This is a genomic window from Sphingomonas sp. PAMC 26621, from assembly GCF_000251145.1.
Classification (GTDB): Bacteria; Pseudomonadota; Alphaproteobacteria; order Sphingomonadales; family Sphingomonadaceae; genus Sphingomonas.
The window spans coordinates 20,907-45,927 of record NZ_AIDW01000018.1; the positions used below are offsets into that span (position 1 = coordinate 20,907).

Consider the following 25,021-nt stretch of genomic DNA (forward strand, 5'->3'; position numbering starts at 1 on the left):
GCGCCGCCAAGGCAAAAGCGGAAAACAATTCGGCCGTTGATCGTATCAGCGGATCAACCCGGCGAGCGGATCGAACCCGGCCATGACGTTCAGATTCTGCACCGCAGCCCCCGCCGCACCCTTGCCGAGATTGTCGAGCGTGGCGATCAGCCGGACCTGCCCCGCCTCGGCATTGCCGCAGACCCGCAGCGTCAGCCGATCGGTGCCGGCATCATCCTCGATCTGGACGGTCGTTGCGTCATCATCGGCGATGCGGATCAGGCTGTCGCTGCCATAGGCTTCGCGGAGCGCCGCCTCGCACGCCTGGAGCGACGGCCGCCGTTTGAACATGCCGAGCGGGAGCGGAACCTCGACGATCATCCCGCGGTAGGTGTTGGCGACCGAGGGCATGAAGATCGGCGGATGTTCGAGCCGGGCATGCTTCTGCATTTCTGGCACATGCTTGTGCGCGAGGCCAAGCGCATAGGCCCGCGCCGCCGGTGGCGGATTGGGGCCTTCATATTCCGCGATCATCGCCTTGCCGCCACCCGAATAGCCCGACACCGCGTTGACTGTCAGCGGCCAGTCGACCGGGACGAGCCCTGCGCGCACGAGCGGGCGGACGAGCGCGAGGAATCCGGTCGGGTAACAGCCGGGGTTGGTCACACGCTTCGATTCGGCAATGGCCGCCGCCTGGGAGCGTTCCAGTTCGGGGAAGCCATAGCTCCAGCCCTCCGCCGTCCGATGCGCGGTGGAAGCGTCGATGATCCGGGTGCGATCGTTGTCGATCAGCGCGACCGCCTCGCGGGCGGCGTCGTCCGGCAGGCACAGGATCACGAAGTCGCTGTCGTTGAGCGCCTCGCGCCGCGCGGCGGCATCCTTGCGGAGCGCATCCGGGAGCGTAACCAACACGACGTCATCCCGACCGGCAAGCCGGTCGCGGATTTCGAGACCAGTCGTCCCGACGGCACCATCGATGAAGACACTGACGCTCATGCTGTCGGCCACGATAACGTGCGGGTATCGACATAGCCAACCCGTTCGATCGCTGGTGCGACGCCCCATGCACGGCCCGCGACGAACTCGAGGACTTCGAACGTGCTGCCCACGCTCAGCGTCGCGATGACCGCCGAATCCGGCTCGGGCGCTTCGCGCAATTCTGCCGTGGTCACGACGATGCGTGGCACGGCCGCTGCGTAATGCGGCGCGAAGACGCGGTCCGCGAGCCGGATGTCCGCCAGATCCCGACGCACTGCATTGCACGAGGGATCCAGCGTAACCGACTGGCCGGACAACGCAAAACTCTTACGCGGTGGCGCGACGTGCGACAGGTTGCGGTTCGCCGCCGCCGATGAACTGGCCGAAATCTTCAAGAAACCCTGCCCCTTCGGAGGTACGCGCGACGAAGATGTTACGTTTGTCGTTGTCGTCACGCTGGCGGCGCAGATAGCCCAGGGTGCCAAGCCTGTTCAAGGCGCGCGTTACGACGGGCTTCGATACGTTGAGCATCGCCGCCAGACCGCGGACCGTATGCGGGCCCGGTTTGAGATACACGACCAGAAGCAACGCCATTTGTCGGTTGGTCAGGTCGGGTTCCCCCGAGCGGACATAATCGACCAGCGCCTGCATCCATTCGCTGAGTGAACCATCGGTTTGAACTGCCACGGCAAGGTACCCGTAATTACTCGGCAACCCCCGACTGTCGGGGGACATTCCTGGACGACTTAACGTCTCGCCCCCCGCTAGGTTTCAGTTCGATGGCGAAATGCCTAAGATGTCTGCGGCAGGGCGGCATGCGCGCGTGGTTGATCGAACCGGCGACCTCGCCTATGTGCCCCGCAACGCAGCCGCCCCAACGCCATTGTCACCGGCGCTCAAGGATCCACTCGCAAGATGTTTCTGTTCCAGTTCCTTCTCGTCGTCCATTTCTGCGTCGCTGCGGCGCTGGTCTCGGTGATTCTCGTGCAGAAGTCCGAAGGTGGCGGTCTCGGGATGGGCGGATCGCCGTCTGGCCTGATGTCGGCGCGCGGCGCGGCGGATTTCCTGACGCGCGCAACCTCGACGCTGGGGGCGGTGTTCATCGCGCTCAGCATCCTGCTCGCGGTGCTCGCCGCGCAGAACCGCGTCGCCAAGGTCGATCCGACGCTGGCGCGCGGCGCAGCCACCGCCCCCGCACCGATCGCGCCGCCGGTCCAGACCGATCCGAACAATCCGTTCGCGAGCGGAGCGCGCAGCGCGATCGAGCCGACTGGCAATAGCGCGGCGCCCGCGAACGGCGCGGCCCCGACCGCTCCGTAAGCCCCACCGCAAGCCGCGGACCGGCCACGCGGCCGGCTTCGCACCTTCCCTGAAACTTTCCCGGAGTCGCGCGCTTGTCGCGCCACCCCGGATGACGCTAGGCCTTTGCTCCCATGGCGCGGTTCATCTTTATCACCGGCGGCGTGGTCTCCTCGCTCGGCAAGGGTCTCATGGCAGCGAGCCTCGCGGCACTGCTCCAGGCCCGTGGCTATCGCGTGCGGATCCGCAAGTTCGATCCCTATCTCAACGTCGACCCGGGCACGATGTCGCCCTATCAGCATGGCGAAGTCTATGTGACCGACGACGGTGCCGAGACTGATCTCGATCTCGGCCATTACGAACGCTTCACCGGCGTTCCGTCGCGGCAGAGCGACAACGTCACTTCGGGCCGGATCTACCAGCAGATCATCGCGCGCGAACGCCGCGGCGATTATCTCGGCGCGACCGTGCAGGTCATCCCGCACGTCACCGATGCGATCAAGGACTTCGCGCAGGCCGAAATCGACGATCTCGACTTCGTGCTGTGCGAGATCGGCGGGACCGTCGGCGATATCGAATCGCTCCCGTTCATCGAGGCGATCCGCCAGCTTCGCAACGATCTCGGGCGCGGCAATTCGGTCAGCATCCATGTCACGCTGGTGCCTTACATCGCAGCCGCAGGCGAGTTGAAGACCAAGCCGACGCAGCATTCGGTCCGCGAACTTGCCGCGCTTGGTGTCCAGCCCGACGTGCTGGTGTGCCGCTGCGAGCAACCGCTCCCCGAAAGCGACCGTGCCAAGATCGCGCTGTTCTGCAACGTGCCGAAGTCCGCGGTCATCCCCGCGCTGGACGCCAAGAGCATCTACGCGGTCCCGGTCCAATATCATAACGAAGGCCTCGACGACGCGGTGCTCAACGCGTTCGGCATCCTGCCGGGCAGATCCCCCGACCTGTCGCGCTGGACCACCATCATGGACCGGCTGACCAACCCCGAGGGCGAGGTCACGATCGGCGTGGTCGGCAAATATGTCGGCCTGCAGGATGCGTACAAGTCGCTCAACGAAGCGCTCGTCCACGGCGGGATCGCCAACAAGGTCAAGGTCAACGTCGAGTGGATCGACGCCGAGCTGTTCGAGGCAGACGATGCCGACATCGCCGCGCGGCTCGAGCCGATGCACGCGATCCTCGTTCCCGGCGCGTTCGGCGAGCGGGGCGCGGAAGGCAAGATCGCCAGCGTCCGCTTCGCGCGTGAACGCGACATTCCGTATTTCGGCATCTGCTTCGGGATGCAGATGGCATGCGTCGAAGGCGCGCGCGATCTTGCGGGGATCACGGCCGCGAGCTCGACCGAGTTCGGCCCGACCGAGGAACCCGTGGTCGGCATGATCACCGAATGGATGAGCACCGGCGGGCTCGAAAAGCGCGAAGCCGGTGGCGATCTCGGCGGGACGATGCGTCTTGGTGCGTATCCGGCGAAGCTCGACGGCAATTCGGTCGTCTCGACGATCTACGGCGGCAGCGACATTTCGGAGCGGCATCGTCACCGCTATGAGGTCAACACCGCCTATCGCGAGCGACTCGAGCAGGGCGGTCTGGTGTTCAGCGGCATGTCACCCGACGGGATGCTGCCCGAGATCGTCGAGCGGCCGGATCATCCGTGGTTCGTCGGCGTCCAGTTCCATCCCGAGCTCAAGAGCAAGCCGTTTGATCCGCATCCGCTGTTCGCGAGCTTCATTGCAGCAGCGGTACGGCAGTCGCGGCTGGTCTGACCGCTTCCCCGGTATTCGCGAGCGTTCTACACAACCGTCCGTCATCCTGAACTTGTTTCAGGATCCAGCCCTCCGCGAGTCCGGACCGTCCTCGTCGCGAGGTGGATGCTGAAACAAGTTCAGCATGACGGCAAGTTTGGGGCGAGGGTGACGGTCAAACCTCCAATCGCCTTAATCAAAGGTCTCGCCTTCGCCGGGGAAGGGATACGCCTTGTTGTACGCAACGAAAAAGGACGCCCGGACCAAAGCCCGGACGCCCCAACCTTAGTCCAAACGCCAGCCGTCAAGCAGCCTGCGCAGAGTCCTTCCCGTCCTCGACCGCAACCAGCGGCGCGCCGGTCTTTATCGCGATCGTCTTGGGCTTCATCGCCTCGGGCACTTCGCGGACGAGATCCACCACGAGCAGCCCGTCATTCAGCCGCGCATCCTCGACCCGCACGAAATCGGCGAGTTCGAAACGACGCTCGAAGCTGCGGTTGGCGATGCCGAGATGCAGGAACGACGCAGCCGCGGCGTCCTTGTCATCCTTGCGACCCTTCACCTGCAGCAAATTCTGCTGCGCGGTGATCTCGATATCGTCGCGCCCGAAACCGGCGACCGCAATCGTGATGCGATAGCGATCGGTGTCGAGCCGCTCGAGATTGAAGGGGGGATAATTGTCTGCGCTCGCCTGGCGCGCATTTGCCTCGAGCATGTCGAACAGCCGGTCGAAGCCGACGGTCGAGCGGCGGAAGGGGGTAAGATCGAATTGACGCATGATGGGCTCCTTAAAAAGCGAGATACAGCGTTGGTATGCAAGCCCGGCCCACGAAGGTGCGACCCGGCCCGGTGCGGCCCGAAAGTGGCACCGCACGGCCTGAATCTGGGGCGTTTCGTCGCCGGTTCAAGAGTAGGTCGATCGGATTTGCCGGTGCCTAAAGCGTGGCTATCGACCGCCCAAGAACAATCCGGCGTGATAATCCCCGTGTTTGATAGGCATTGTGCGGCGACTCGGTAGCGCCGGGCGCAAAAGGGGACGTTCATGTTTGCTCACCTGCCGCTTATCCTGCTTGCCCAGACCGCGGTCGAACCGCAGACGCCGCCCGCCACGCCCGCGCCCACGGGCCAAACCGATGGTCGGCTGGGAACCGCGCAACAGGGCGGGGGGGATATCGTCGTCACCGCGCGCCGACGGGTCGAGACGATCCAGTCGGTCCCGATCGCGATGTCGGTGATCGGCGGGACCGCGCTGGCGGAAACGGGGACGTACAACGTCAACCGGCTGACACAGCTGCAACCGTCGCTGCAATTCTACTCGACCAACCCGCGCAACTCGGCCGCGAACATCCGTGGGCTCGGCGCGCCGTTCGGGCTGACCAATGACGGGATCGAGCAGGGCGTCGGCATCTACGTCGACCAGGTCTATTACAGCCGGATCGCGTCGGCGACGTTCGACTTCACCGATACCGAGCGGATCGAGGTGCTGCGTGGCCCACAGGGCACGCTCTACGGCAAGAACACGACCGCCGGCGCGATCAATATCACGACCCGCAAACCCAGCTTCAGCCCCGAGGCACGGGTCGAGGTGAGCGGCGGCAATTACGATTTTTTCCAGGGCAAGGCGTCGGTCTCGGGACCGCTGGTCGACGACAAGCTCGCGATCCGGCTGTCGACCTCGATCACGACGCGACGTGGCACGATTTACAACGTTCGAACTGACACATACCTCAACAGCCAGGACAATGTCGGCTTCCGCGGGCAATTGCTGTGGAAGCCGACCGATACGCTCGACTTGACCCTGTACGGCGATTACGCGCGACAGAATCCGGAGTGCTGCGTCCAATACTATGTCCGCACCGGTGCGACCCAACGTCCCCTCAACCGCCAATATGCCGCTCTTGCTGCGGCACAGGGCTATGCGGTCCCATCGACCAACGCGTTCGACCGGATCACCGATGTCGATACACCGCTCCGCGCCAAACAGTCGCTGGGTGGCGCGTCCCTGGTCGCCAATCTCGACCTCGGCGGCTCGACGCTGACCTCGGTCTCGGCGTGGCGGTTCTGGAACTGGGATCCGTCGAACGATCGCGACTTCATCGGTTTGCCCGTTACCAGCGCGTCGAACAATCCCTCCCAGCAGGAGCAGTATAGCCAGGAGCTGCGGATCGCCTCCAACGGCAATCGCAAGATCGATTACGTGCTGGGCGCGTTCTACTTCTACCAGACGATCGATACGCAAGGGCTGCAGGTCCAGGGATCGGCGGCGAGCCGTTTCCTGCTCAATCCGGGGGCAAGCGTTCGACCGGGCGCTAGCGGCTGTTCGCCCGTAACTGCGAACGCGTGCAACCCCGCGATCCTCAACGGGCTGACCGCGCGCAACACGATCGGCTTCACCAACACCAGCGTAGCGGCGTTCGGCAAGGCGACGTGGCATATCACGGACGCGCTCTCGATCGCGCCAGGTCTGCGGGTGAATTACGACAAGAAGAACGGCTCCTATGTCTCTGTCGTAACGACCGGAACAGGCAGTACGACGCTCAACGCCGACCAGCGCGGCGTGCTGGCGCCGCAGACCTATACCCCGCGGTTCGACAAGTGGAACGTGTCGGGGGATATCACCGCCGCCTATACCGTCAGCCGCGACATCCACGCCTATGCAACCTATGCGCGCAGCTACAAGTCGGGCGGGATCAACCTTTCGGGGCTCCCGCTCGACGGCGCGAACAACCCGATCCTGTCGGCAGCGACGGTCAAGCCCGAGAAGGTCAACCATTTCGAGCTGGGGCTGAAGACGCAGTTCCTCGATCGCCGCGCGACGGTCAACATCGCGGGCTTCTGGACCGAAATCGACGATTATCAGGCGACGGTCACCAACGGACAGTTGGGTGTGCTGCGCGGCTATCTCGCCAATGCGGGCAAGGTGCGGACGCGCGGGGTCGAGGTGGACTCGGCGTTCCGCCCGTCGGCGCGGCTCAATGTCTATGCGAATGGCGCTTTCACCGACGCACGCTACGTCCGCTTTGTCGACGCGCCGTGCCCGCCCGAGCTTTCGGGCGGGACGACGGTCGCAGCCGGGCAGACTCCGGCGGCGGCGGGGGTGTCGGGCCTTAGTCCCGCGAGCTGCGACGTCTCGGGTCAGTGGCTTCCGGGCGTGTCGAAATGGGCGTTTTCCTATGGCGCGGAATATGACCTGCCCGCGCGGGTCGGGTCGGTCGAGGGGCAGTTCTACGTTGGCTATGACGGGAGCTATCGCTCCAAATTCTCGTCCAACCCGTCGCGGTCGGCGTATACCGACATCCAGGGCTATGCGCTGAGCAATTTCCGGATTGGGTTCAAGGCGCGCGACGCTTTCAACGTATTCGGCTGGGTGCGGAACGCGTTCGACCAGAATTATTATGAGGTGCTTGCGACGCAGTCGGGGAGCACCGGGCTGGTCGTCGGCCAACCGGGGGATCCGCGGACCTACGGGGTGACGGTGAGCAAGTCGTTCTGAGGTCTGGGGGTGCGGTGGCCTCAGGCGGCGGCTGGTCTCTGCGAGGCTCGGCCCCACCCCAACCCCTCCCCTGAAGGGGAGGGGCTAGAAAGAAGCGATCGCCAAAAAAGCTCCTCCCCTTCAGGGGAGGGGTTGGGGTTGGGGTTGGGAAGTCCAGCAGAGCAACATTTGCCGGAGAGCCAAAAAACCAAAAAGAAACAAGAAGCGCCGGTCGGCAAAGCCGCCGTCGGACGGGTCGCTTCGCGCCCGCCGTCCGTTTTAAGGGATCTGCTGCGCAGACCGGCGCGTGCGCCTTCCCCCAAAAGCAAACGCCCGGGCCGTTTCCGACCCGGGCGCCTGCGTGACGATCGCTCGTCAGCCCCCAATTCGCCTTCGCAGCCAGCCCTTTTAGGCGGCGCTGAAAGCATCCCCGAACCACGGCCGTTGCCTGTGTGTCAGTGACAAAAGCGTTAGGTTTGTTACCGGGGCTTGTCACCGGGAATGTGGCCGCGCCGTACCGATTGCGGCGGCGCTGTGGCGATTGCGCAACACGTCGCAACAGTTGCCAGTCCGCCACCTGCCGCCTAGAGCGACGCGATCAGCACCCCCGGGGCGGCCAGACCGAACGATATGATCCTATCCCGATACGAACGCATGATCGCGCGGCGCTATTTGCTGCCGGGCAAGGGCGAGGCGTTCATCTTCCTCGTCGCCGGGATCAGCCTGGTCGCGGTGATGCTCGGCGTCGCCGCGCTGGTGATCGTGATGAGCGTGATGAACGGCTTCCGCGCCGAACTGTTCGACAAGATCGTCGGGCTCAACGGCCATGCGGTGGTGCAGGGCTATGGCGGGCAGATCCCCGACTGGCGCCGGATCGTCGGGCTGGCCGAAACCACCCCCGGCGTGACGAGCGCGATCCCGATGATCGAGCAACCGCTGATGACGACCTATAACGGCCGCGTCGAAGGCGTCCTGCTGCGCGGGATGCGCGTTTCCGACATCCGCTCGAACAAGACGATCGGCAGCAAGGTCGTGATGGGGTCGCTCAGCAACCTGACCCCGGGCAGCGGGACGGTGGCGATCGGCTCGGGGCTGGCGGATGCGCTCGGCGCGGTGGTCGGCAGCCAGATCCAGCTGATCAGCCCGCAGGGGCAATCGACCCCGTTCGGCACGGTGCCGCGGATCGTCAACTACACGGTCGGCGCGGTGTTCACGATCGGCGTGTACGATTTCGACAAGGCCTATGTCATCATGCCGATGCAGGATGCGCAGACGCTGCTGATGATGGGGGATTCGGTCGGCATGGTCGAGTTGCAGACGACCAACCCCGATCGCGTCGGGCAGATCCTAGCGCCGCTGGTCGACAAGATCGGGCGGACCGGGACGATCCAGGACTGGCGCCAGATGAACGCGCAATTGTTCGAGGCGCTGGGCGTCGAGCGGGTCGCGATGTTTACGGTGCTGTCGATCATCATCCTCGTCGCGGTGTTCAACATCCTGTCCTCGCTGATCATGCTGGTGCGCGCCAAGACGCGCGACATCGCGATCCTGCGGACGATGGGGGCGAGCCGGGGGGCGATGATCCGCATCTTCATGGTCGTCGGCACGACGATCGGCGCGCTCGGCGTGGTCGCGGGGCTGCTGCTCGGCTTCTTCTTCCTGTGGTTCCGGCAAGACGTCGTCAACGCGGTGCAATGGGCGACGGGGCAAAACCTGTGGGACCCCTCGGTCCGCTTCCTGAGCGAACTCCCGTCCAAGACCGATCCGGTCGAAGTCACCGTCATCGCGCTGATGGCACTCGTGTTCAGCTTCCTCGCCACGCTCTACCCCGCGCTCAAGGCGGCGAGCACCGATCCCGTCCAGGTGCTTCGCTATGAATGAACCGGTATTAGTCGTCACCGGCCTGTCGCGCAGCTTCGCGCAAGGCGGCCAGACGATCGAAGTGCTCCGCAGCGTCGATCTCACCGTCGGCGCGGGCGAAATCGTCGCGTTGCTCGGCCCCTCGGGCTCGGGCAAGTCGACGATGCTCCAGGCGGTCGGGCTGCTCGAGGGCGGGTTCGGCGGGTCGATCCGGATCGCGGGCGAGGAAGCCGCGCGGCTCAACGCCGACGGGCGGACGCGGGTGCGGCGTGACCAATTGGGCTTCGTCTATCAGTTCCACCATCTCCTCCCCGATTTCAACGCGACCGAGAATGTCGTCCTCCCGCAGATGATCCAGGACCGGCCGCGCGACGAGGCCGACGCACGCGCCGCCGCGCTGCTCACCGCGCTCGGCCTCGGGCATCGCCTGACGCACCGCCCCAACCAGCTTTCGGGCGGCGAGCAGCAACGCGTCGCGGTCGCGCGTGCACTCGCCAACCGGCCCGCGCTGGTGCTCGCGGACGAACCGACCGGCAACCTCGACGAGGGCACCGCGGACATCGTGCTCGCGGAGTTCCTCCGGCTGGTGCGCGGCGAAGGCTCGGCGGCGCTGGTCGCCACCCACAACGAACGGATCGCGGCCAAGATGGACCGCGTCGTCCGGCTCCACGAAGGACGGCTTGCATGACAGCCTGGACCGACCCGCCGACGCTGGTCGGCCAGCATGTCATCCTCCGCCCGACGGTGCCTGAGGACCAGGACGGCATCGTCGCGGCGGCGGCGGACGGGAAGATCAGCGAACTGTTCTTCACCAACGTCTCGACGCTGACCGACCCGGCGGCGTTCATGGCGGCGCTGTTCCGGGAGCGCGATTACGGGCGGTCGATGCCGTTCACGGTGTGCGTGCCCGAGCCCACACCCCCTCCGTTCGCCCTGAGCGGAGTCGAAGGGCCAGGCACACCGCAAGGGCTTCGACTGCGCTCAGCCCGAACGGAGGAGGGGACAGGGACCGAACCCGCGATCGCGACACCCACGGAGCCTGAACCCACCCCCCCGCTCGCCCTGAGCGAAGTCGAAGGGCCAGGCACACCGCAAGGGCTCCGACTTCGCTCAGCCCGAACGGAGGGTGGGCCAGCCCCCCGCATCGTCGGCCTCACCCGCTACATGCGGATGAACCCCGCGCACCGCCGGCTCGAGATCGGCGGCACCTTCTACGCGCACTCGGTCCAGCGCAGCGGGGTCAATACCGAGGCGAAGCTGCTCCTGCTCAAACACGCCTTCGAGGTGATGGACTGCAACGCGGTCCAGATCCGCACCGACTGGTTCAACAAGGCGTCGCAAAAGGCGATCGAGCGGCTCGGCGCGAAGCGCGACGGCGTGCTGCGCAATCATCAACTGATGGATGGCCGGATCCGCGATCTCGTGGTCTATTCGATCATCGCGAGCGAATGGGCGGGGGTCGAGCGCAACCTGCGCTTCCTGCTCGCGCGCAACGAAGGGAAGACGGCATGAGCACGATCACCGACCACATCGTGACCGGCGCGGACGGCAAGCCGGTCGATCTGTCGGCCTATGCCGGCAAGGTGCTGCTGATCGTCAACACCGCGTCCAAATGCGGCTTCACCCCGCAATATGCCGGGCTGGAGGCGTTGCAGCGCCGCTTCGCCGACAAGGGCTTCGCGGTGCTCGGCTTCCCGTGCAACCAGTTCGGCGCGCAGGAACCCGGCGACGCCGAGGAGATCCGCACTTTCTGCTCGCTGACCTATGACGTCACCTTTCCGATGTTCGCCAAGGTCGACGTCAACGGCGCGGACGCCGACCCTCTATTCACCGCGCTCAAAAAGCAGGCGCCGGGGTTCCTCGGAACGGGCGCGATCAAGTGGAACTTCACCAAGTTCCTGGTGGATCGGGGCGGGCAGGTGGTGGAGCGTTATGCGCCGACGACCAAGCCTGAGGCGATTGAAGAAGACGTGGAGAAGATTTTGTAGCAATAGTTTTCGAGCGTTTACTAATCGGCATCAGGCTTTGGCAGATGTTCAAGAATAAGCTTGCCGGCCTTTCCCATCCACGAGGTGCGTAGAACGCGCCCTGCGGCGGGGTCAATGTAAACTGCAGTCGTGGCAGCAACAAAAAGTAAGCCGGTTCCTACAACAACCGCCGTGGCGGAGCTAACGCCCTTTTTGCCACCCTCGGGGATCCCAGAAACAATCGTTCCAAATCCCTTGAACAAAACCGAAACTAAATTCTCTATCGATCGTACAGCAGCATATACAGTTCTTTTTGCGGCCCGACGTGGCTGATTGATCGACTCTAGTAAAAAGGCAAGTGAACGTGGAACTTCAGGATCAACAAGCTTATCCTGTTTTCTTAGTTCTTCTGTCAGTTTGCATCCAGCAATGTAAAGACTTTTAATATCGTCAGGGCTGAACTCTGCGTCTGCAGCATTTTCCGCAAAGCGCATCCAATCGGGGAACTGTGCAACGTACATCGATAGCCCAAGCGAAAACCCTTGGAGCTTTGCAGACCAAAAATCCGGCAATTCGTTTGCGAAGGCTTCAACAATCTGTTGGAACGATATTGCACTAACTCCTAGTGCAATTATATCTTGATCAGATTCTAGTCGTTTAACCATTGATCTGACTTCTTCGACCAATCTTATGTCAAAATTTGCCGACGAAAGGTATTGTTCGGCCACTCTGCCGGCCGCAACAAGTTCACCCCTAGCGGCGTCAACATTTTGTTGATCTTGCTTTCGGGTAACGGCAGCTTGATGCTCAACCTGCACAATGCCGGCTGTTAATTTGAATCTTAACGGACCAGTTTTTTGGTCGGGAACAAGTTCGGCCACCTCATTTGCCGCCATTTCAACCGGCGTAAGCGAAGGCGGTAAGCTGTCTAAATAATCTATGATGTATTTTCGAGTATCGTTGTTTGCTGAAAAGACCATGTCGCCCAGCCGCCGACTTTTCTTTACTGTACCGTCTTTAATAACGGCTGACTGGAGAGATGATTGAAAATGCATATTAAGCAAAGTTGATTCAAAGTCGTCTACAGACAAAAGAAGCTCGTCAAAGGAAGCGTTGAGGTCACTAGAGAACTGCGGACCGTCTAGCCGCCGCGCTATGGCCTCAGTAAGTGCTTTTACTTGCCTAGCCTCGCCCGCGGACGGCGACCGTGCCATACTTTTTAAGGCCTCATTGCCAACCAAGTTAGCAAGTTGCCGCAAGTTGGAACGTGCTATGCGGGACCAAGTTTGAGGATTATTGATAGCCATCAATAATTTATGCCTCGAACCGGCATTTGAGGTCAAGCCAGCGCGTTTCTAATGGATAATGTCATTACACTACATAACCTTCTATTGGGGGTTGCGAGAGTTGGCCGGAGGTCCGCGGTTTAGGTCCCTGCCTTTATCGCCCCCAAAGACTGAAATTCCCCACACCCCCGGTTCCCAGAATCGCCCCCACGGCGCATAAGCCCCCCATGTCTCATGCTGGCTTCGTGCCCCTCCGTATCTTCTCGTCCTACACCATGCTCGACGGCGCGATCGAGCCCAAGGCGATCGCCAAGCACGCGCAACAGCTCGGTTTTCCCGCCGCCGCGCTGACCGATCGCAACGGGCTCTATGCCGCGATGGCCTTCTCCGACGCGGCGATGGCGGCGGGGGTCCAGCCGGTGATCGGGACGATGCTCGGGCTGTGCCGCCCCGACATGCCCGAGACCGCGACCCCGGTGATCGACTGGATCGCGCTCTATGCGCAGGACAAGACGGGCTATGACAATCTGTGCAAGCTCGTCTCGCGCGCGCATCTCGATCGTCCGCTCGAACTCGCCGCGCATGTCGATTTCGACGCGCTGGCGGCGTGTTCGGACGGGCTGATCGCGCTCACCGCGGGGCGCGAGGGCGGGCTCGCGCGGCTGTTCGCGGAGGACCAGCCGGCCCGCGCGCTCGCTTATGCCGACCGGTTGCAGGCGCTGTTCCCCGACCGGCTCTATATCGAGCTCACCCGCCGCCAGTGCGAGATCGAGGGCAAGGCCGAGCCGCTGCTGCTCGACCTCGCCTATGACCGCAACCTCCCGCTGGTCGCGACCAACCCGTGCTGTTTCGCGGAAGAGGATTTCAGCGAGGCGCATGACGCTTTGCTGTGCATCGCCAACTCGACCTATATCGCCAGCGACGACCGCCCGCGCAGCTCGCCCGATGCGTGGATGAAGCCCGCCAAGGAGATGAAGGCGCTGTTCGCCGACCTCCCCGAGGCGATCGCCAACACCATGATCGTCGCGCAACGCTGCGGCGTCGCCGCGCCCAAGCGCAAGCCGATCCTGCCGAGCCTGGCGGGCGACCGCGAGGCGGAAGCCGAAAAGCTGCGCGTGGATGCGCGCGCGGGGCTGGAGCGGCGGCTGGACCGGATCGCCGAGCTCGGGCTGTTGTCCGCCGGGGGCCAGAGTGCCGAGCAGACCGGCGACTGGCGCACCCCGTACCGTGAGCGCATCGAATTCGAGCTCGACGTCATCATCCAGATGGGCTTCCCCGGCTACTTTCTGATCGTCGCGGATTTCATCAAATGGGCGAAGGATCACGACATTCCGGTCGGCCCGGGCCGTGGTTCGGGCGCAGGCTCGGTCGTCGCCTGGGCGCTGACGATCACCGATCTCGATCCGATGAAACTGGGGCTGCTGTTCGAGCGCTTCCTCAACCCGGAACGTGTGTCGATGCCCGACTTCGACATCGATTTCTGCGAAACCCGCCGCGGCGAGGTGATCCGCTACGTCCAGCAGAAATACGGCCGCGATCAGGTCGCGCAGATCATCACCTTCGGGAAACTGAAGGCGCGCGCGGTGTTGAAGGACACCGGGCGCGTGCTCCAGATGGGGTACGGCCAGATCGACCGGCTCGCGAAGCTCGTCCCCAATCTCCCCGCCGACCCGTGGACGCTGAAGCGCGCGATCGACGGCGTGTCCGAGCTCCACAGCGAGTATAAGCAGGACGGCAACGTCCGCCATCTGCTCGATCTCGCGATGAAGCTCGAGGGCCTCCCGCGCCACAGCTCGACCCATGCCGCAGGCGTGGTGATCGGCGATCGTCCGCTCGCCGAGCTGGTGCCTTTGTACCGCGATCCGCGCTCGGATATGCCGGTCACGCAGTTCGACATGAAATATGTCGAGGGCGCGGGGCTGGTGAAGTTCGATTTCCTCGGGCTGAAGACGCTTTCGGTGCTCAAGAAGGCGATCGACCTGCTCGCGCAGCGCGGGGTCTTGCTCGATCTCGACGCGCTCGAATGGGACGATGAGGGCGTCTACAAGTTGCTGCAGAAGGGCGACACGGTCGGCGTCTTCCAGCTCGAATCGGAGGGGATGCGGCGCACGCTGTCCGCGGTTCGGCCGTCGAATTTCGGCGACATCATCGCGCTCGTCTCGCTGTATCGCCCGGGCCCGATGGACAACATCCCGATGTTCGGCAAGCGCAAGAACGGGCTCGAGCCGATCGTCTATCCGCACGCGCTGCTCGAGGGGATCCTGTCGGAGACCTACGGGATTTTCGTGTACCAGGAACAGGTCATGCAGGCCGCGCAGATCCTCGCGGGCTATTCGCTGGGGCAGGCGGATTTGTTGCGCCGCGCGATGGGCAAGAAGGTCAAGGCCGAGATGGACGCGCAGCGCGCCGGCTTCGTCGAGGGCTGCAAGACGATCAACGGGATCGAGAAGGCCAAGGCGAACGAACTGTTCGACTTGATCGACAAGTTCGCCGGCTACGGCTTCAACAAGTCGCACGCCGCGGCCTATGCGTTGCTGTCATACCAGACCGCGTGGCTGAAGGCGCATCATCCGCACGAATTCTATGCCGCCTCCATGTGTTTCGACATGACGCTCACCGACAAACTGAGCATCTTCGTGGATGACATGCGGCGACTGGAGGTCGCGCTGCTGCCGCCCGACATCAATCGAAGCGAAGCGGAGTTCACGGTCGAGGATACCGGCGAGGGGTTGGGGGTCCGCTACGCTTTGGCCGCGCTCAAATCGGTCGGCGAAGGCGCGATGGAAAAGCTCGTCCAGGAGCGCGAAGCGAACGGCAAATTCGAGTCGATCGACGATCTCGCCCGCCGCGTCGACCCGCGCTTGATGAACAAGCGCCAGGTCGAGACGCTCGCCTCGGCGGGCGCGTTCGACTGCCTCGACGAGAACCGCGCCGGGCTATATGCCTGTTCCGAAACGATTTTAGCGACCGCAGCGCGCATCCACGACCAGAAGACCAGCGGGCAGGGCGGCCTGTTCGGCACCGCCGACGCCGCCGAACCCCCGATCAAGCTCCCCCGCTCGGCGCACTGGTCGGTCGCGCAGCGGATGGACCAGGAAAAGGACGCATTCGGCTTCTACCTGTCCGCGCACCCGGTCGACCGCCACGGTCACCTCGCCAAGATGCACGGCGCGCGCAGCTTCGCCGCGCTGGGCGAGCTGTCGATCCCCGACGACGGAACGCGCGCAGGTGCAACGATGGCCGCTTTAGTGGAGGACGCGCGCTGGCGCACCTCCGCGCGGGGCAAGCGCTACCTGATGGCGACCTGTTCGGACCCGTCGGGCCAGTTCATCGCGACCTGCTTCGACGACGGCGTCGCCGCCGACCTTGAGGAAGCCGCGCGCAACAACGGCTGCGGGCTGCTGACGGTCGAGCTCGACCGCCGTCCGGGCGAGGAGACCCCGCGCGTCTCGATCAAGCGGATCCAGCCGTTCGAGCAACTCGCCAACAGCGCCCGCTTCGCGCTCGAACTGAGCGTGGCGAGCCCCGCCGGAATGGCCGCACTCGCGCAGATCCTGTCGGACGTCCGCGGCGCGCGCGGCGAGGTATGGGCGAAAGTGCCGGTCGCCGGTGGCGGGCACGCACGCGTCCTGCTCGGTCGCGACTTTTTGCTCGACGGGGAGCTTGCCGAGCGGATCGAAGGCTTGCAGGATGTCAGCGACGTGGAGCTGAGAACCGCCGAAGCGCGGCTGGCTCTGGTGGGGTGAGTGCTGCCCCATCTCGATGATGGGAGAGACGATGCTCGGCGGAATGCAGGATTTCGAATTGCGCGTCCCGCGCCTGATCGACCACGCCGCGCGCGAACACAGCGCGCGCGAGATCGTCACCTATTGGGCAAACGGCAGCGAGACGCGAACCGACTGGTCGCGCGTCGCCCGAGACGCGCGCAAGCTCGCGCAGGCGCTCGAACGGCTCGGCGTCAAGCCCGGTGATCGGGTCGCGACGCTCGCGATGAACCACGTGCACCATCTGGCCTGCTGGTACGGCGTGATCGGCATGGGCGGCGTGGTGCACACGATCAACCCGCGGCTGTTCGACGAGCAACTGGTGTTCATCGCCAACCATGCCGAGGACCGCGTGCTGTTCTACGACCGCCAGTTCCAGCCGATCGTCGACCGGCTGCGCGATCAGTGGCCGTCGATCGAACGGTATGTCTGCCTCGACGACGGCGCGTTCGAAGCGCTGATCGCGGCAGAAGACGGTGATTATGCCTGGCACGAAGGCCCCGAACGCGATCCGTGCATGCTCTGCTACACCAGCGGGACGACCGGGAACCCGAAGGGCGTGTTGTACGAACACCGCTCGACCGTGATCCACGCGATGGCCGAAGTCGCGCCCTGGGTGTTCGACCTGTCGTCGACCTCGGTCGTCCTGCCCGTCGTGCCGATGTTCCACGCCGCCTCCTGGGGCCTGCCGTTCGCGGCGGCGCTGGCGGGGGCGAAAGTCGTCTATTCGGCGGTCAACGAACCTGCGGTGCTATGTCGTTTGATGAACGAGGAGCGCGTGACGCATTCGGCGGGGGTGCCGACGGTGTGGCTCGCCCTGTTCCAGCACATGGACTCGAGCGGCGATGCGCCTCGCTACCTCCGACAGGTGACGATCGGCGGATCCGCCGCGCCGCGCGCGATGATCGAGCGGATCATGGGGATGGGGGCGACGGTCAAACACCTGTGGGGGATGACCGAGACCTCGCCGATCGGCACTGCCGGCTGCTACCCGCCGCATTGGGACACGATGAGCCGAGACGCGCAGCTCGACCACGTCTGCAAGCAGGGACAGATTCCGTTCGGAATCGAACTGCGCGTGGTCGACGATGCCGACGGGGTCTTGCCGCGTGATGGGGTGAGTTCCGGACGGTTGCAGGTGCGCGGGCCCTGGGTGGTCAAGCGCTACTTCAAGGCTGACGCGGACGCTGTCGATTCGGACCAGTGGTTCGATACGGGCGACGTCGCGGTACTCCACACCGACGGTACGATGCAGATCACCGATCGCGCGAAGGACGTGATCAAATCAGGCGGCGAGTGGATTTCCTCGGTCGACCTGGAGAACGCGGCTGTCGGCTGCCCGGGCGTGGCAGAGGCGGCGGCGATCGGGGTCTATCACCCGAAATGGGACGAGCGACCGCTACTGCTGGTGGTGCGCAAGGCGGGAAGCGACGTGACTGCGGCGGCGATAGCGGCGCATCTTGCGGGGCATGTCGCAAAATGGTGGCTGCCCGATGAGATCTTGTTCGTTGAGTCTCTGCCCCATACCGCAACAGGCAAGCTGTTAAAGACGGCATTGCGCGCGCAATTTCGGGATCATGTTCTGGCGGCATAGAGATCCGCGATATTCGCACCGAATGTATCTGACGGCGATCGGTCGATCGACAAGATCCGGGTATAGGGATCAGGAGGATTTGGTTTTCGGGCCGTCTTTTGCCCACGCCACTTCCAGCGCCGCTTTTGTCCCGATCGGAGCGCGTAATCGAAGCGCTTCGACCTTCAGCTCGCGACCAAGCACGAGGCGCCCTTTGGTCTGCCACACGATGTCGTAGATACCGGAGATACTCCGTCGCGAGTCGTCGTTCCAGTAATTGACGGTCAACAAAACGGGGAGCTTACCGGATTTACGATCCGTGCCGCCATCGGTCGCGGCGAGCAAGGCGCGTTCGTACCAGCCTCGGCTGATCGTCTGCGTCACAGAGGTCTGCGCCGCAATCCCGAGTGCGGCCGGGAACGTCACGCTGATATCGCCCAACGAATGCCGTTCGTCGCGCTCGATCAGGATATCGCCATTGCGGGCGACGCTCGACTTGACGACGTACCTCGCGTTTTCACGGCGTTCGGTAACTGACTGACTCTGCTTCTCTGCCTGTTCGCTGCGATGATCGGACCAGGTCACCCATAGTCCCAGGCCCGCAATCGCGACTCCCGCCACGCTGACGACTTCGGCGAGCGAAACCCAACGTCGCCGGATCGCGGCAGCTTCGGCCTTTTCTGCAGGCGTCGGGACGGGACCGGGCCGGTCACTCATCGACCGCCCGCTTCCAGCAATCGCTGCGGTGCGGCGAGTTCCCAGCTGATCGCGATGCGGTCTCCAACACGATCCCAGTCGACCGTGTCGCCGTCCAGCCGCAGAGCAATTCATCCGGATGACCCGAGATAGGCCGGCTTGTAATAACACGCCGGATCAAGCTCGATGAGCTGCGCCTGTTCGTCGTCGCCGCTCGTTTTGACGATAACGACGGTCTCGCCGTCGTCGTGATGGTTATGCCAGAAATAAGCGAAGAACTTCCCGTCCTCGACGACGAAGCCGGGTGCGCCATGCGACTCGCGCTCGACGGCCTCGGGGAGGCCGAGACACAGCGCGCGGACGCGGTCGAGCAGGGGGGCGGGATCGGGACTCATCGTGCGACAAACTCTGCCAGAATGTTGGGGTAAAGACGATGTTCGGCCGCCAGCACACGCTCCGCAAGTATGTCAGCCGTATCGCCACCCAGGATCTGAACTTCGGCTTGTCCGAGCAGCTCGCCCCCATCGAGTTCCTCGGTCACGACATGGACCGAACAACCGGCAACCGCATCGCCCGCGTCGATCGCGCGAGCGTGTGTGTCGAGCCCCTTGTACTTCGGCAGAAGCGACGGGTGAATGTTGACGATCCGACCGCGCCACGCGCCAACGAAACTGTCGGAAACCAATCGCATATAGCCTGCAAGAGCAACCGTCTCGACGTGCGCAGCGCGCAGCGCCGAATCCAGCGCGGCTTCGTACGCAGACTTGCCGATACCTTTCGGCGAAAGGCTCCAAGTCGCGATGCCTTGGTCGGTCGCCCAGGCGAGGCCAGGGGCTTCGGGCTTGTCCGAGGCGACGAGCGCGACCTCATAAGGGCACGCCGGGTCGCGAGCGGCTTCGACGAGCGCGATCATGTTGGAGCCGCGACCCGAAAGGAGAATGCCGACCTTTGTTTTTGGCGCGGTCATCTGTCCCACCCCGACACGATCGTAGGCCGCAGGCCAGCCGCGGGGTCAGCGGTACCGAAGGGCTGCCCTGCCAGTCTCTCGCACGCCGTCAGAATCCGGCTTTCGGCGGGGACGCGGCTCCAGGGAATGCGGGGCGAGATATCCGGGTGCTCACCCATGATTATGCGTGGCGGTCCAGTCGGCCTTGCCGCCCCAGGTCTCGGTCGAGCCCGATACGGTGCAACCACGCGGTCCTGCTTCCAGCGTTCCGATCGACAGCACCGTCTCGCCTACAGCCTCCAGCGCGGTCGTCACCGCATGAACCTGATCCGCCGCCACGATCACGACCATGCCGACTCCGCAGTTGAAAGTCCGCGCCATCTCTTCGGGCTCGATATTGCCCTGCGCTTGCAGGAACGCCATCAGCCGCGGCTGCGTCCAGGCATCGGCATCGACCTTCGCATGGACGCCTTCGGGCAGCACACGCGGGATGTTTTCGAGCAGACCGCCCCCGGTGATATGCGCGAGTCCCTTGATCCTGCGCTCTGCCAGCAACGGCAACAGCGATTTCACGTAGATCCGCGTCGGCGCCATCAGCGCGTCGATCAGGCGGACCTCATTGTCGAACAACGCGGGGCGATCGAGCTTCCACTCCTTGTCCGCTGCAAGCCGCCGGACCAGCGAGAATCCATTCGAATGCACGCCCGACGAGGCGAGCCCCAGCATCACGTCACCCGCTGCGATGTCGCGTCCGGTCAGCACATTGTCGCGCTCGACCGCGCCGACGCAGAAACCGGCGAGATCGTAATCGCCCGGCGCATACATACCCGGCATTTCGGCGGTCTCGCCGCCAATCAGCGCGCAACCGGCCTGGAGGCATCCCTCGGCGATCGAAGCGATGACTCGCTCGGCGACGGCGGGGTCGATCTTCGCCGTCGCGTAATAATCGAGGAAGAACAGCGGCTCGGCACCCTGGACGATCAGGTCGTTGGCGCACATTGCGACCAGATCGATCCCGACGCCGTCATGCGAATCCTGTTCGATCGCGAGCTTGAGCTTCGTTCCGACGCCATCGTTCGCCGCGACCAGCAGCGGATCGACAAATCCGGCCGCCTTCAGGTCGAAGAACCCCCCGAAGCCACCGAGATCCGCATCTGCGCCCGGGCGACGCGTCGCCTTGGCCATCGGGCCGATCGCGCGGACCAGCGCATTGCCGGCCGCAATCGAGACGCCCGCCTGGGCATAAGTGTAGGACGCCTTGTCCGGTTCGTTTTCGCTCATCCTGTCCGCCTAGCCATATCGCGCTTGGATTTCCACGCCTCCTTCGCCAAAAGGGCGCCGACATGTCGATCCACCGTCTTTTCCGCCCGTTGGGGTTGGTCGCCGTGCTTGGCCTTGCCGCGACTGGCGGGCTGGTCCTGGCTCAGGCCGACAATCCGGCACAGGGACTCGCTTCTGCCGATTACTCCGGCAGTTACGAAGTCAGCGGCGTCACGGTCGACGTGACCGGCAAGACCGCGGACCAGGCGCGCTACGCCGGATGGCGGATCGCGCAGCGCAAAGGCTGGCAGATGCTGTCCCGACGCCTCGGCGGCGGTGGTGCCTTGGTGTCGGACGGGACGCTCGACAGCATGGTGTCGGGAATCGTCGTCGAGAACGAACAGATCGGCCCGAACCGCTATGTCGCACGCCTAGGCGTCCTGTTCAGCCGCGCCCGCGCCGGATCGATCCTCGGCGTTTCGGCGGAGGCGACGCGGTCGCCGCCGATGCTGACGATCCCGATCGAGATCAGTGGTGGGGTGGCGACCGCGTTCGAACAGAAGACCGCGTGGCAGGAAGCGTGGCTACGCTACCGCACCGGCAACAGCCTGATCGACTATATCCGCCCGACCGGAACCGGGAACGACGCAGTGCTGCTCAACCTCGGGCAGACCGAACGCCGCGGGCGCGGGTGGTGGCGTGTCGTGCTCGACCAATATGGTGCGACCGACGTCGTGATCCCGACCGTCTCGATCCGGCGCGAATGGCCAGGCGGCCCGATCATCGGGACGTTCCAAGCGCGGCATGGCCCGGACAATCGCCTGATTACGCAGTTCACGCTGCGCGTCGACAATGGTGAGGCGCTGCCGGTCCTCCTCGACGCCGGGGTGAAACGGATCGACGATGCCTATCAGGCAGCGCTTCGCAACGGAGCGCTGATGGGCGATTCGGGCCTCGCTTATGTCGCGCCGGTCGCGACGCCGACGCCGGACGCGACGCCGACCGATCTCGCACTTCCCGGTGTGGATGGTGGTGTCGCCGGGGCTGGCACGACGGGCGGTTCGGTCGTGACCGTACAGGCCGACACACCGAATGCCACCTCGGTCACAGCGACCGAAGCGGCGTTGCAGGGGGTGCCGGGCGTAAGATCGGCGATTACCACCAGTCTTGCGCTTGGAGGTGTCTCGGTCCTGCGGGTCCAGTTCGACGCGGATCCTGCCGTGCTTCGCGCTGCGCTGGAGGCGCGGGGCTGGACCGTTTACGGCAGCGGGACGACATTGCGGATCCGTCGCAGCGCGGCACCTACGCCGGGCGCCCAGGCTGTGCCCGCCGATAATGCGACCGGCTGATGCGCCGATGTCAGACCCGACTCTTATGATCCCGTCCGCGCAAATGGCACTGCCGTTCGATTGGCCAGCCGACCCGCGCGATGACGAATTCCTGATCGGCACGTCCAATGCCCGCGCGGTCCAGCAGCTCGAACATTGGAGCACCTGGCCGGTGATGGCGGTGGTCGTCACCGGGCCGCGCAAATCGGGTCGCAGCCTGATCGCGCGGATCTTCGCCGCGAAGACCGGCGGCGGGCTGATCGACGACGCCGAGCGGCAGAGCGAGATCGCGATCTTCCACGCGTGGAATCGCGCGCAGGAGGAACGGCGTCCGGTCGTCGTGGTGGCCGATTCACCGCCGCCCGAATGGGAAATCAAGCTTCCCGATCTGCGTTCGCGGTTGATGGCGAGCCCGACGCTGCGGATCGGCGACCCCGATGAGGTGCTGATGGCGGCCCTGTTCGAACGCCAGTTCCTCAGGCGCGGGCTCGACGCGCGGCCCGACTTGATCCAGTGGCTCGTCACTCGCGTCGAACGGACTCACGTCGCGCTGCTTCGCGCCGTCGACCTGCTCGACCAGGTCGTGCTAGAGCGCCGCAAGCGCTTGTCGATCCCGCTCGCGCGGGCAACATTGCAAGAGGCGGGGCTGATCGGCGGCCGCGCTCCAGACCCGGCAGAGCATCCATGACGAGACCCGCCCATATCGCGAGCCTGGTGCGTGACGACGATCCGTTCGTCGGCACCGAGGGGGCTGATCGCTATTTCAACCGCGAGCTGTCTTGGCTGGCGTTTAACCGGCGCGTGCTCGAGGAAGCGACCAATACCGCGCATCCGCTGCTGGAACGCCTGCGCTTCCTGTCAATCTCAGGGTCGAACCTCGACGAGTTCTTCATGGTGCGCGTCGCCGGGCTCAAGGGCCAGCAATTGCAGGACGTGGACCGCCGCTCGACCGACGGACTGACGTCGGGGCAGCAGTTGACCGCGATCGTCGCCGAGGCCGACGCACTGATCGAAAGCCAGCGCACGGTGTGGCGCGAACTGCGGCGGCTGCTTGCCGAAACCGGGATCGGCGTGCTGAGTTCGCGCACGATCGACGAGGCGCTGACCGCCGAAGAACTGTTCTGGCTGGAGACGCAATTCCGCGAGCAGCTTTTCCCGATCCTGACCCCGCAGGCGCTCGACCCCGCGCATCCGTTTCCGTTCATGCCCAACAAGGGCCTGGCGGTGATGTTCGACCTTGTCCGGATCTCGGACGATCAGCCGATCCGTGAGCTCGTGATGATCCCCGCGCCGATGCCGCGCTTCCTCCGGTTGCCGGGGACGAAGGCGCGCTACGTCGCCGTCGAATCACTGGTAAAGCGGTTCGCGCCGCTGATCTTCCCGGGCTATCGCGTGCTCGGGGCCGCCGAATTCCGGGTCCTGCGCGACAGCGATATCGAGATCGAGGAAGAGGCGGAGGATCTCGTTCGCTACTTCGCCAACGCGATCAAGCGGCGGCGGCGGGGGCGGGTGATTCGGCTCGAGCTGGAAAGCGGGATGCCCGAGCGGCTCGGCGCGGTGCTCCGCGACGAACTGGGTGGGCCGGATTGCTTCGTCACCGAGAGCGGCGCGTTTCTCGGCGTCGGGGATCTGGAGGCGATCGTCGACGAGGATCGGCCCGACCTGAAGTTTCCGCCCTTCTCGCCCCGCTTCCCGGAGCGGATCCGCGAATATGGCGGGGACTGTTTCGCGGCGATCAGCGCGAAGGACATCGTCGTCCACCACCCGTACGAGACGTTCGACGTGGTGCTCGCCTTCCTCAAGCAGGCCGCCGCCGACCCCGACGTCGTTGCGATCAAGCAGACCCTCTATCGCGCGGGGAAGCAGTCAGCGGTCATCAACGCGCTGATCGCCGCCGCCGAAGCGGGCAAGTCCGTTACTGCGGTGGTGGAGCTCAAGGCCCGCTTCGACGAGGAGCAGAATTTGCTGTGGGCGTCGGCGCTGGAGCGCGCGGGGGTTCAGGTCGTTTACGGCTTCATCGACTGGAAGACGCACGCCAAGGTCTCGATGGTGGTGCGTCGGGAAAGTGGCCAATATCGCACATACTGCCATTTCGGGACGGGCAACTATCATCCTATAACCGCAAAAATATATACGGATCTCAGCTTCTTCACGGCGGATCCTCGGCTCGGGCGCGATGCCGCGCAAATGTTCAACTACGTCACCGGCTATGTCGAACCCGAGAATATGGCGCTGATCAGCCTGTCGCCACGCGACATGCGTCCGCGCTTGATGGACCTGATCGACGCCGAGATCGCCAATGCCAGCGCGGGCAAGCCCGCCGCGATCTGGGCGAAGATGAACTCGGTCGTCGACCCCGAGACGATCGACAAATTGTACGAAGCGAGCGAGGCCGGGGTCCAGATCGACCTGATCATCCGCGGGATCTGCTGCCTCAAGCCCGGCGTTCCGGGCATGTCCGAGAACATCCGCGTCAAGTCGGTGGTCGGGCGGTTCCTCGAACACAGCCGGATCTGGGCGTTCGGCAATGGCAAGGACCTGCCGAACCCGGATGCCAAGCTGTTCATCACCTCGGCCGACTGGATGCAGCGCAACTTCGACCGGCGAATCGAATATATGCTCCCGATCGAGAACCGCACCGTCCACGACCAGATCCTCGGCCAGGTGATGGTGGCAAACCTGATCGACAACGAACAGAGCTGGGACTTGCAGGCGGACGGAAGCTATATCCGCGAAGAGCCGGGCGACCGGCCGTTCAACCTGCACCGCTATTTCATGACCAACCCGTCGCTGTCGGGGCGCGGTGCGGCGCTGGCGGCGAGCGGATCGGTGCCCAAGCTGTCGCTGCGGCGCCGGCGGTGACGC

Annotated in this window: 21 protein-coding genes; 12 read left to right on the forward strand and 9 right to left on the reverse strand. The window is 64.4% G+C overall.

What is annotated here, in order from left to right:
• Nucleotides 1-45: 45 nt before the first annotated feature.
• The 3 genes from argC to RI03_RS09550 are packed head-to-tail and all read right to left on the reverse strand — an operon-like array spanning nt 46 to nt 1,608.
• Nucleotides 46-975, reverse strand: coding sequence for an N-acetyl-gamma-glutamyl-phosphate reductase (gene argC, locus RI03_RS09540; RefSeq protein ID WP_010216945.1), 930 nt, complete (start codon nt 973-975; stop codon nt 46-48).
• Nucleotides 972-1,274: a hypothetical protein gene (locus RI03_RS09545; protein ID WP_010216947.1), complete on the reverse strand. Its 303-nt coding sequence runs from the start codon at nt 1,272-1,274 to the stop codon at nt 972-974. Before RI03_RS09545 ends, argC begins: the two co-directional genes overlap by 4 nt.
• 10 nt (nt 1,275-1,284) lie before the next feature.
• On the reverse strand, nt 1,285-1,608 hold the full coding sequence (locus RI03_RS09550) for a MarR family transcriptional regulator (RefSeq protein ID WP_010163778.1): 324 nt from the start codon (nt 1,606-1,608) through the stop codon (nt 1,285-1,287).
• A gap of 264 nt (nt 1,609-1,872) precedes the next feature.
• On the opposite strand from RI03_RS09550, the gene secG reads away from it, so the two are divergent.
• Both secG and RI03_RS09560 read left to right on the forward strand, forming a co-directional pair.
• The gene (gene secG / locus RI03_RS09555; RefSeq protein WP_010216949.1) at nt 1,873-2,277 is read left to right on the forward strand and encodes a preprotein translocase subunit SecG; all 405 of its coding nucleotides are present in this window, start codon (nt 1,873-1,875) and stop codon (nt 2,275-2,277) included.
• Nucleotides 2,278-2,390: 113 nt separating this feature from the next.
• Entirely contained in the window at nt 2,391-4,025 is a 1,635-nt protein-coding gene (locus RI03_RS09560; RefSeq protein WP_010216951.1) for a CTP synthase, read from the forward strand.
• A gap of 283 nt (nt 4,026-4,308) precedes the next feature.
• Here RI03_RS09560 and RI03_RS09565 read toward each other — a convergent pair whose 3' ends face one another.
• Nucleotides 4,309-4,782 carry an Hsp20 family protein gene (locus tag RI03_RS09565; RefSeq protein ID WP_010216953.1) on the reverse strand — a complete coding sequence of 158 codons (474 nt, stop codon included), beginning with the start codon at nt 4,780-4,782 and terminating at the stop codon, nt 4,309-4,311.
• A gap of 264 nt (nt 4,783-5,046) precedes the next feature.
• Here RI03_RS09565 and RI03_RS09570 point away from each other — a divergent pair, with 264 nt between their 5' ends.
• From RI03_RS09570 to RI03_RS09590, 5 genes are all read left to right on the forward strand, one after another.
• The gene (locus RI03_RS09570; RefSeq protein ID WP_010216955.1) at nt 5,047-7,497 is read left to right on the forward strand and encodes a TonB-dependent receptor; all 2,451 of its coding nucleotides are present in this window, start codon (nt 5,047-5,049) and stop codon (nt 7,495-7,497) included.
• Between the two features lie 609 nt (nt 7,498-8,106).
• A complete protein-coding gene (locus tag RI03_RS09575) occupies nt 8,107-9,357 on the forward strand; it encodes a lipoprotein-releasing ABC transporter permease subunit (protein WP_010163784.1) in 1,251 nt (416 codons plus the stop codon).
• Nucleotides 9,350-10,024, forward strand: a complete 675-nt coding sequence (locus RI03_RS09580) for an ABC transporter ATP-binding protein (protein WP_010216958.1) — start codon at nt 9,350-9,352, stop codon at nt 10,022-10,024. Before RI03_RS09575 ends, RI03_RS09580 begins: the two co-directional genes overlap by 8 nt.
• Entirely contained in the window at nt 10,021-10,848 is an 828-nt protein-coding gene (locus RI03_RS09585) for a GNAT family N-acetyltransferase (protein WP_010216959.1), read from the forward strand. The genes RI03_RS09580 and RI03_RS09585 overlap by 4 nt, the downstream gene beginning before the upstream one ends.
• Entirely contained in the window at nt 10,845-11,324 is a 480-nt protein-coding gene (locus RI03_RS09590) for a glutathione peroxidase (protein ID WP_010216961.1), read from the forward strand. Before RI03_RS09585 ends, RI03_RS09590 begins: the two co-directional genes overlap by 4 nt.
• Before the next feature lie 20 nt (nt 11,325-11,344).
• On the opposite strand, the gene RI03_RS23515 is transcribed toward RI03_RS09590, so the two are convergent.
• Nucleotides 11,345-12,646 (reverse strand): hypothetical protein, encoded by a 1,302-nt coding sequence (locus tag RI03_RS23515; RefSeq protein ID WP_138995645.1) that lies wholly within the window; start codon nt 12,644-12,646, stop codon nt 11,345-11,347.
• A gap of 170 nt (nt 12,647-12,816) precedes the next feature.
• On the opposite strand from RI03_RS23515, the gene dnaE reads away from it, so the two are divergent.
• Together dnaE and RI03_RS09600 are read left to right on the forward strand one after the other, a co-directional pair.
• Nucleotides 12,817-16,335, forward strand: a complete 3,519-nt coding sequence (gene dnaE, locus RI03_RS09595) for a DNA polymerase III subunit alpha (RefSeq protein WP_010216963.1) — start codon at nt 12,817-12,819, stop codon at nt 16,333-16,335.
• Nucleotides 16,336-16,366: 31 nt separating this feature from the next.
• On the forward strand, nt 16,367-17,947 hold the full coding sequence (locus RI03_RS09600) for a long-chain fatty acid--CoA ligase (RefSeq protein WP_026046604.1): 1,581 nt from the start codon (nt 16,367-16,369) through the stop codon (nt 17,945-17,947).
• Nucleotides 17,948-18,016: 69 nt separating this feature from the next.
• Here the strand turns inward: RI03_RS09600 and RI03_RS09605 are convergent, their stop codons facing one another.
• The 4 genes from RI03_RS09605 to purM form a co-directional block, all read right to left on the reverse strand.
• The gene (locus tag RI03_RS09605) at nt 18,017-18,511 is read right to left on the reverse strand and encodes a hypothetical protein (RefSeq protein WP_238542337.1); all 495 of its coding nucleotides are present in this window, start codon (nt 18,509-18,511) and stop codon (nt 18,017-18,019) included.
• 242 nt (nt 18,512-18,753) lie between these two features.
• On the reverse strand, nt 18,754-19,017 hold the full coding sequence (locus RI03_RS09610) for an MmcQ/YjbR family DNA-binding protein (protein ID WP_010216968.1): 264 nt from the start codon (nt 19,015-19,017) through the stop codon (nt 18,754-18,756).
• Complete coding sequence (gene purN / locus RI03_RS09615) at nt 19,014-19,589, reverse strand: phosphoribosylglycinamide formyltransferase (protein WP_010216969.1); 576 nt, start codon at nt 19,587-19,589, stop codon at nt 19,014-19,016. Before purN ends, RI03_RS09610 begins: the two co-directional genes overlap by 4 nt.
• 150 nt (nt 19,590-19,739) lie before the next feature.
• A complete protein-coding gene (gene purM / locus RI03_RS09620) occupies nt 19,740-20,849 on the reverse strand; it encodes a phosphoribosylformylglycinamidine cyclo-ligase (protein ID WP_010216970.1) in 1,110 nt (369 codons plus the stop codon).
• Between the two features lie 62 nt (nt 20,850-20,911).
• Here purM and RI03_RS09625 point away from each other — a divergent pair, with 62 nt between their 5' ends.
• Genes RI03_RS09625 through RI03_RS09635 form a run of 3 tightly spaced genes read left to right on the forward strand, consistent with a single transcriptional unit; the run spans nt 20,912 to nt 25,018 of the window.
• Nucleotides 20,912-22,177: a hypothetical protein gene (locus RI03_RS09625; protein WP_010216973.1), complete on the forward strand. Its 1,266-nt coding sequence runs from the start codon at nt 20,912-20,914 to the stop codon at nt 22,175-22,177.
• 43 nt (nt 22,178-22,220) lie between these two features.
• Nucleotides 22,221-22,844: an HdaA/DnaA family protein gene (locus tag RI03_RS09630; RefSeq protein WP_010163800.1), complete on the forward strand. Its 624-nt coding sequence runs from the start codon at nt 22,221-22,223 to the stop codon at nt 22,842-22,844.
• Nucleotides 22,841-25,018, forward strand: a complete 2,178-nt coding sequence (locus RI03_RS09635) for an RNA degradosome polyphosphate kinase (RefSeq protein ID WP_026046605.1) — start codon at nt 22,841-22,843, stop codon at nt 25,016-25,018. The genes RI03_RS09630 and RI03_RS09635 overlap by 4 nt, the downstream gene beginning before the upstream one ends.
• Nucleotides 25,019-25,021 lie beyond the last annotated feature (3 nt).

Excerpts from the sequence above, each read along its gene's own strand:
- dnaE (WP_010216963.1), top strand. The coding sequence starts at position 12,817 with ATGTCTCATGCTGGCTTCGTGCCCCTCCGTATCTTCTCGTCCTACACC.
- RI03_RS09570 (WP_010216955.1), top strand. The coding sequence starts at position 5,047 with ATGTTTGCTCACCTGCCGCTTATCCTGCTTGCCCAGACCGCGGTCGAA.
- RI03_RS09590 (WP_010216961.1), top strand. The coding sequence starts at position 10,845 with ATGAGCACGATCACCGACCACATCGTGACCGGCGCGGACGGCAAGCCG.
- purN (WP_010216969.1), bottom strand. The coding sequence starts at position 19,589 with ATGACCGCGCCAAAAACAAAGGTCGGCATTCTCCTTTCGGGTCGCGGC.
- RI03_RS09580 (WP_010216958.1), top strand. The coding sequence starts at position 9,350 with ATGAATGAACCGGTATTAGTCGTCACCGGCCTGTCGCGCAGCTTCGCG.
- RI03_RS09575 (WP_010163784.1), top strand. The coding sequence starts at position 8,107 with ATGATCCTATCCCGATACGAACGCATGATCGCGCGGCGCTATTTGCTG.
- secG (WP_010216949.1), top strand. The coding sequence starts at position 1,873 with ATGTTTCTGTTCCAGTTCCTTCTCGTCGTCCATTTCTGCGTCGCTGCG.
- RI03_RS09560 (WP_010216951.1), top strand. The coding sequence starts at position 2,391 with ATGGCGCGGTTCATCTTTATCACCGGCGGCGTGGTCTCCTCGCTCGGC.
- RI03_RS09635 (WP_026046605.1), top strand. The coding sequence starts at position 22,841 with ATGACGAGACCCGCCCATATCGCGAGCCTGGTGCGTGACGACGATCCG.
- RI03_RS09630 (WP_010163800.1), top strand. The coding sequence starts at position 22,221 with ATGGCACTGCCGTTCGATTGGCCAGCCGACCCGCGCGATGACGAATTC.
- purM (WP_010216970.1), bottom strand. The coding sequence starts at position 20,849 with ATGAGCGAAAACGAACCGGACAAGGCGTCCTACACTTATGCCCAGGCG.
- RI03_RS09625 (WP_010216973.1), top strand. The coding sequence starts at position 20,912 with ATGTCGATCCACCGTCTTTTCCGCCCGTTGGGGTTGGTCGCCGTGCTT.
- RI03_RS09550 (WP_010163778.1), bottom strand. The coding sequence starts at position 1,608 with ATGCAGGCGCTGGTCGATTATGTCCGCTCGGGGGAACCCGACCTGACC.
- RI03_RS09585 (WP_010216959.1), top strand. The coding sequence starts at position 10,021 with ATGACAGCCTGGACCGACCCGCCGACGCTGGTCGGCCAGCATGTCATC.
- RI03_RS09565 (WP_010216953.1), bottom strand. The coding sequence starts at position 4,782 with ATGCGTCAATTCGATCTTACCCCCTTCCGCCGCTCGACCGTCGGCTTC.
- RI03_RS09600 (WP_026046604.1), top strand. The coding sequence starts at position 16,367 with ATGCTCGGCGGAATGCAGGATTTCGAATTGCGCGTCCCGCGCCTGATC.
- argC (WP_010216945.1), bottom strand. The coding sequence starts at position 975 with ATGAGCGTCAGTGTCTTCATCGATGGTGCCGTCGGGACGACTGGTCTC.
- RI03_RS09610 (WP_010216968.1), bottom strand. The coding sequence starts at position 19,017 with ATGAGTCCCGATCCCGCCCCCCTGCTCGACCGCGTCCGCGCGCTGTGT.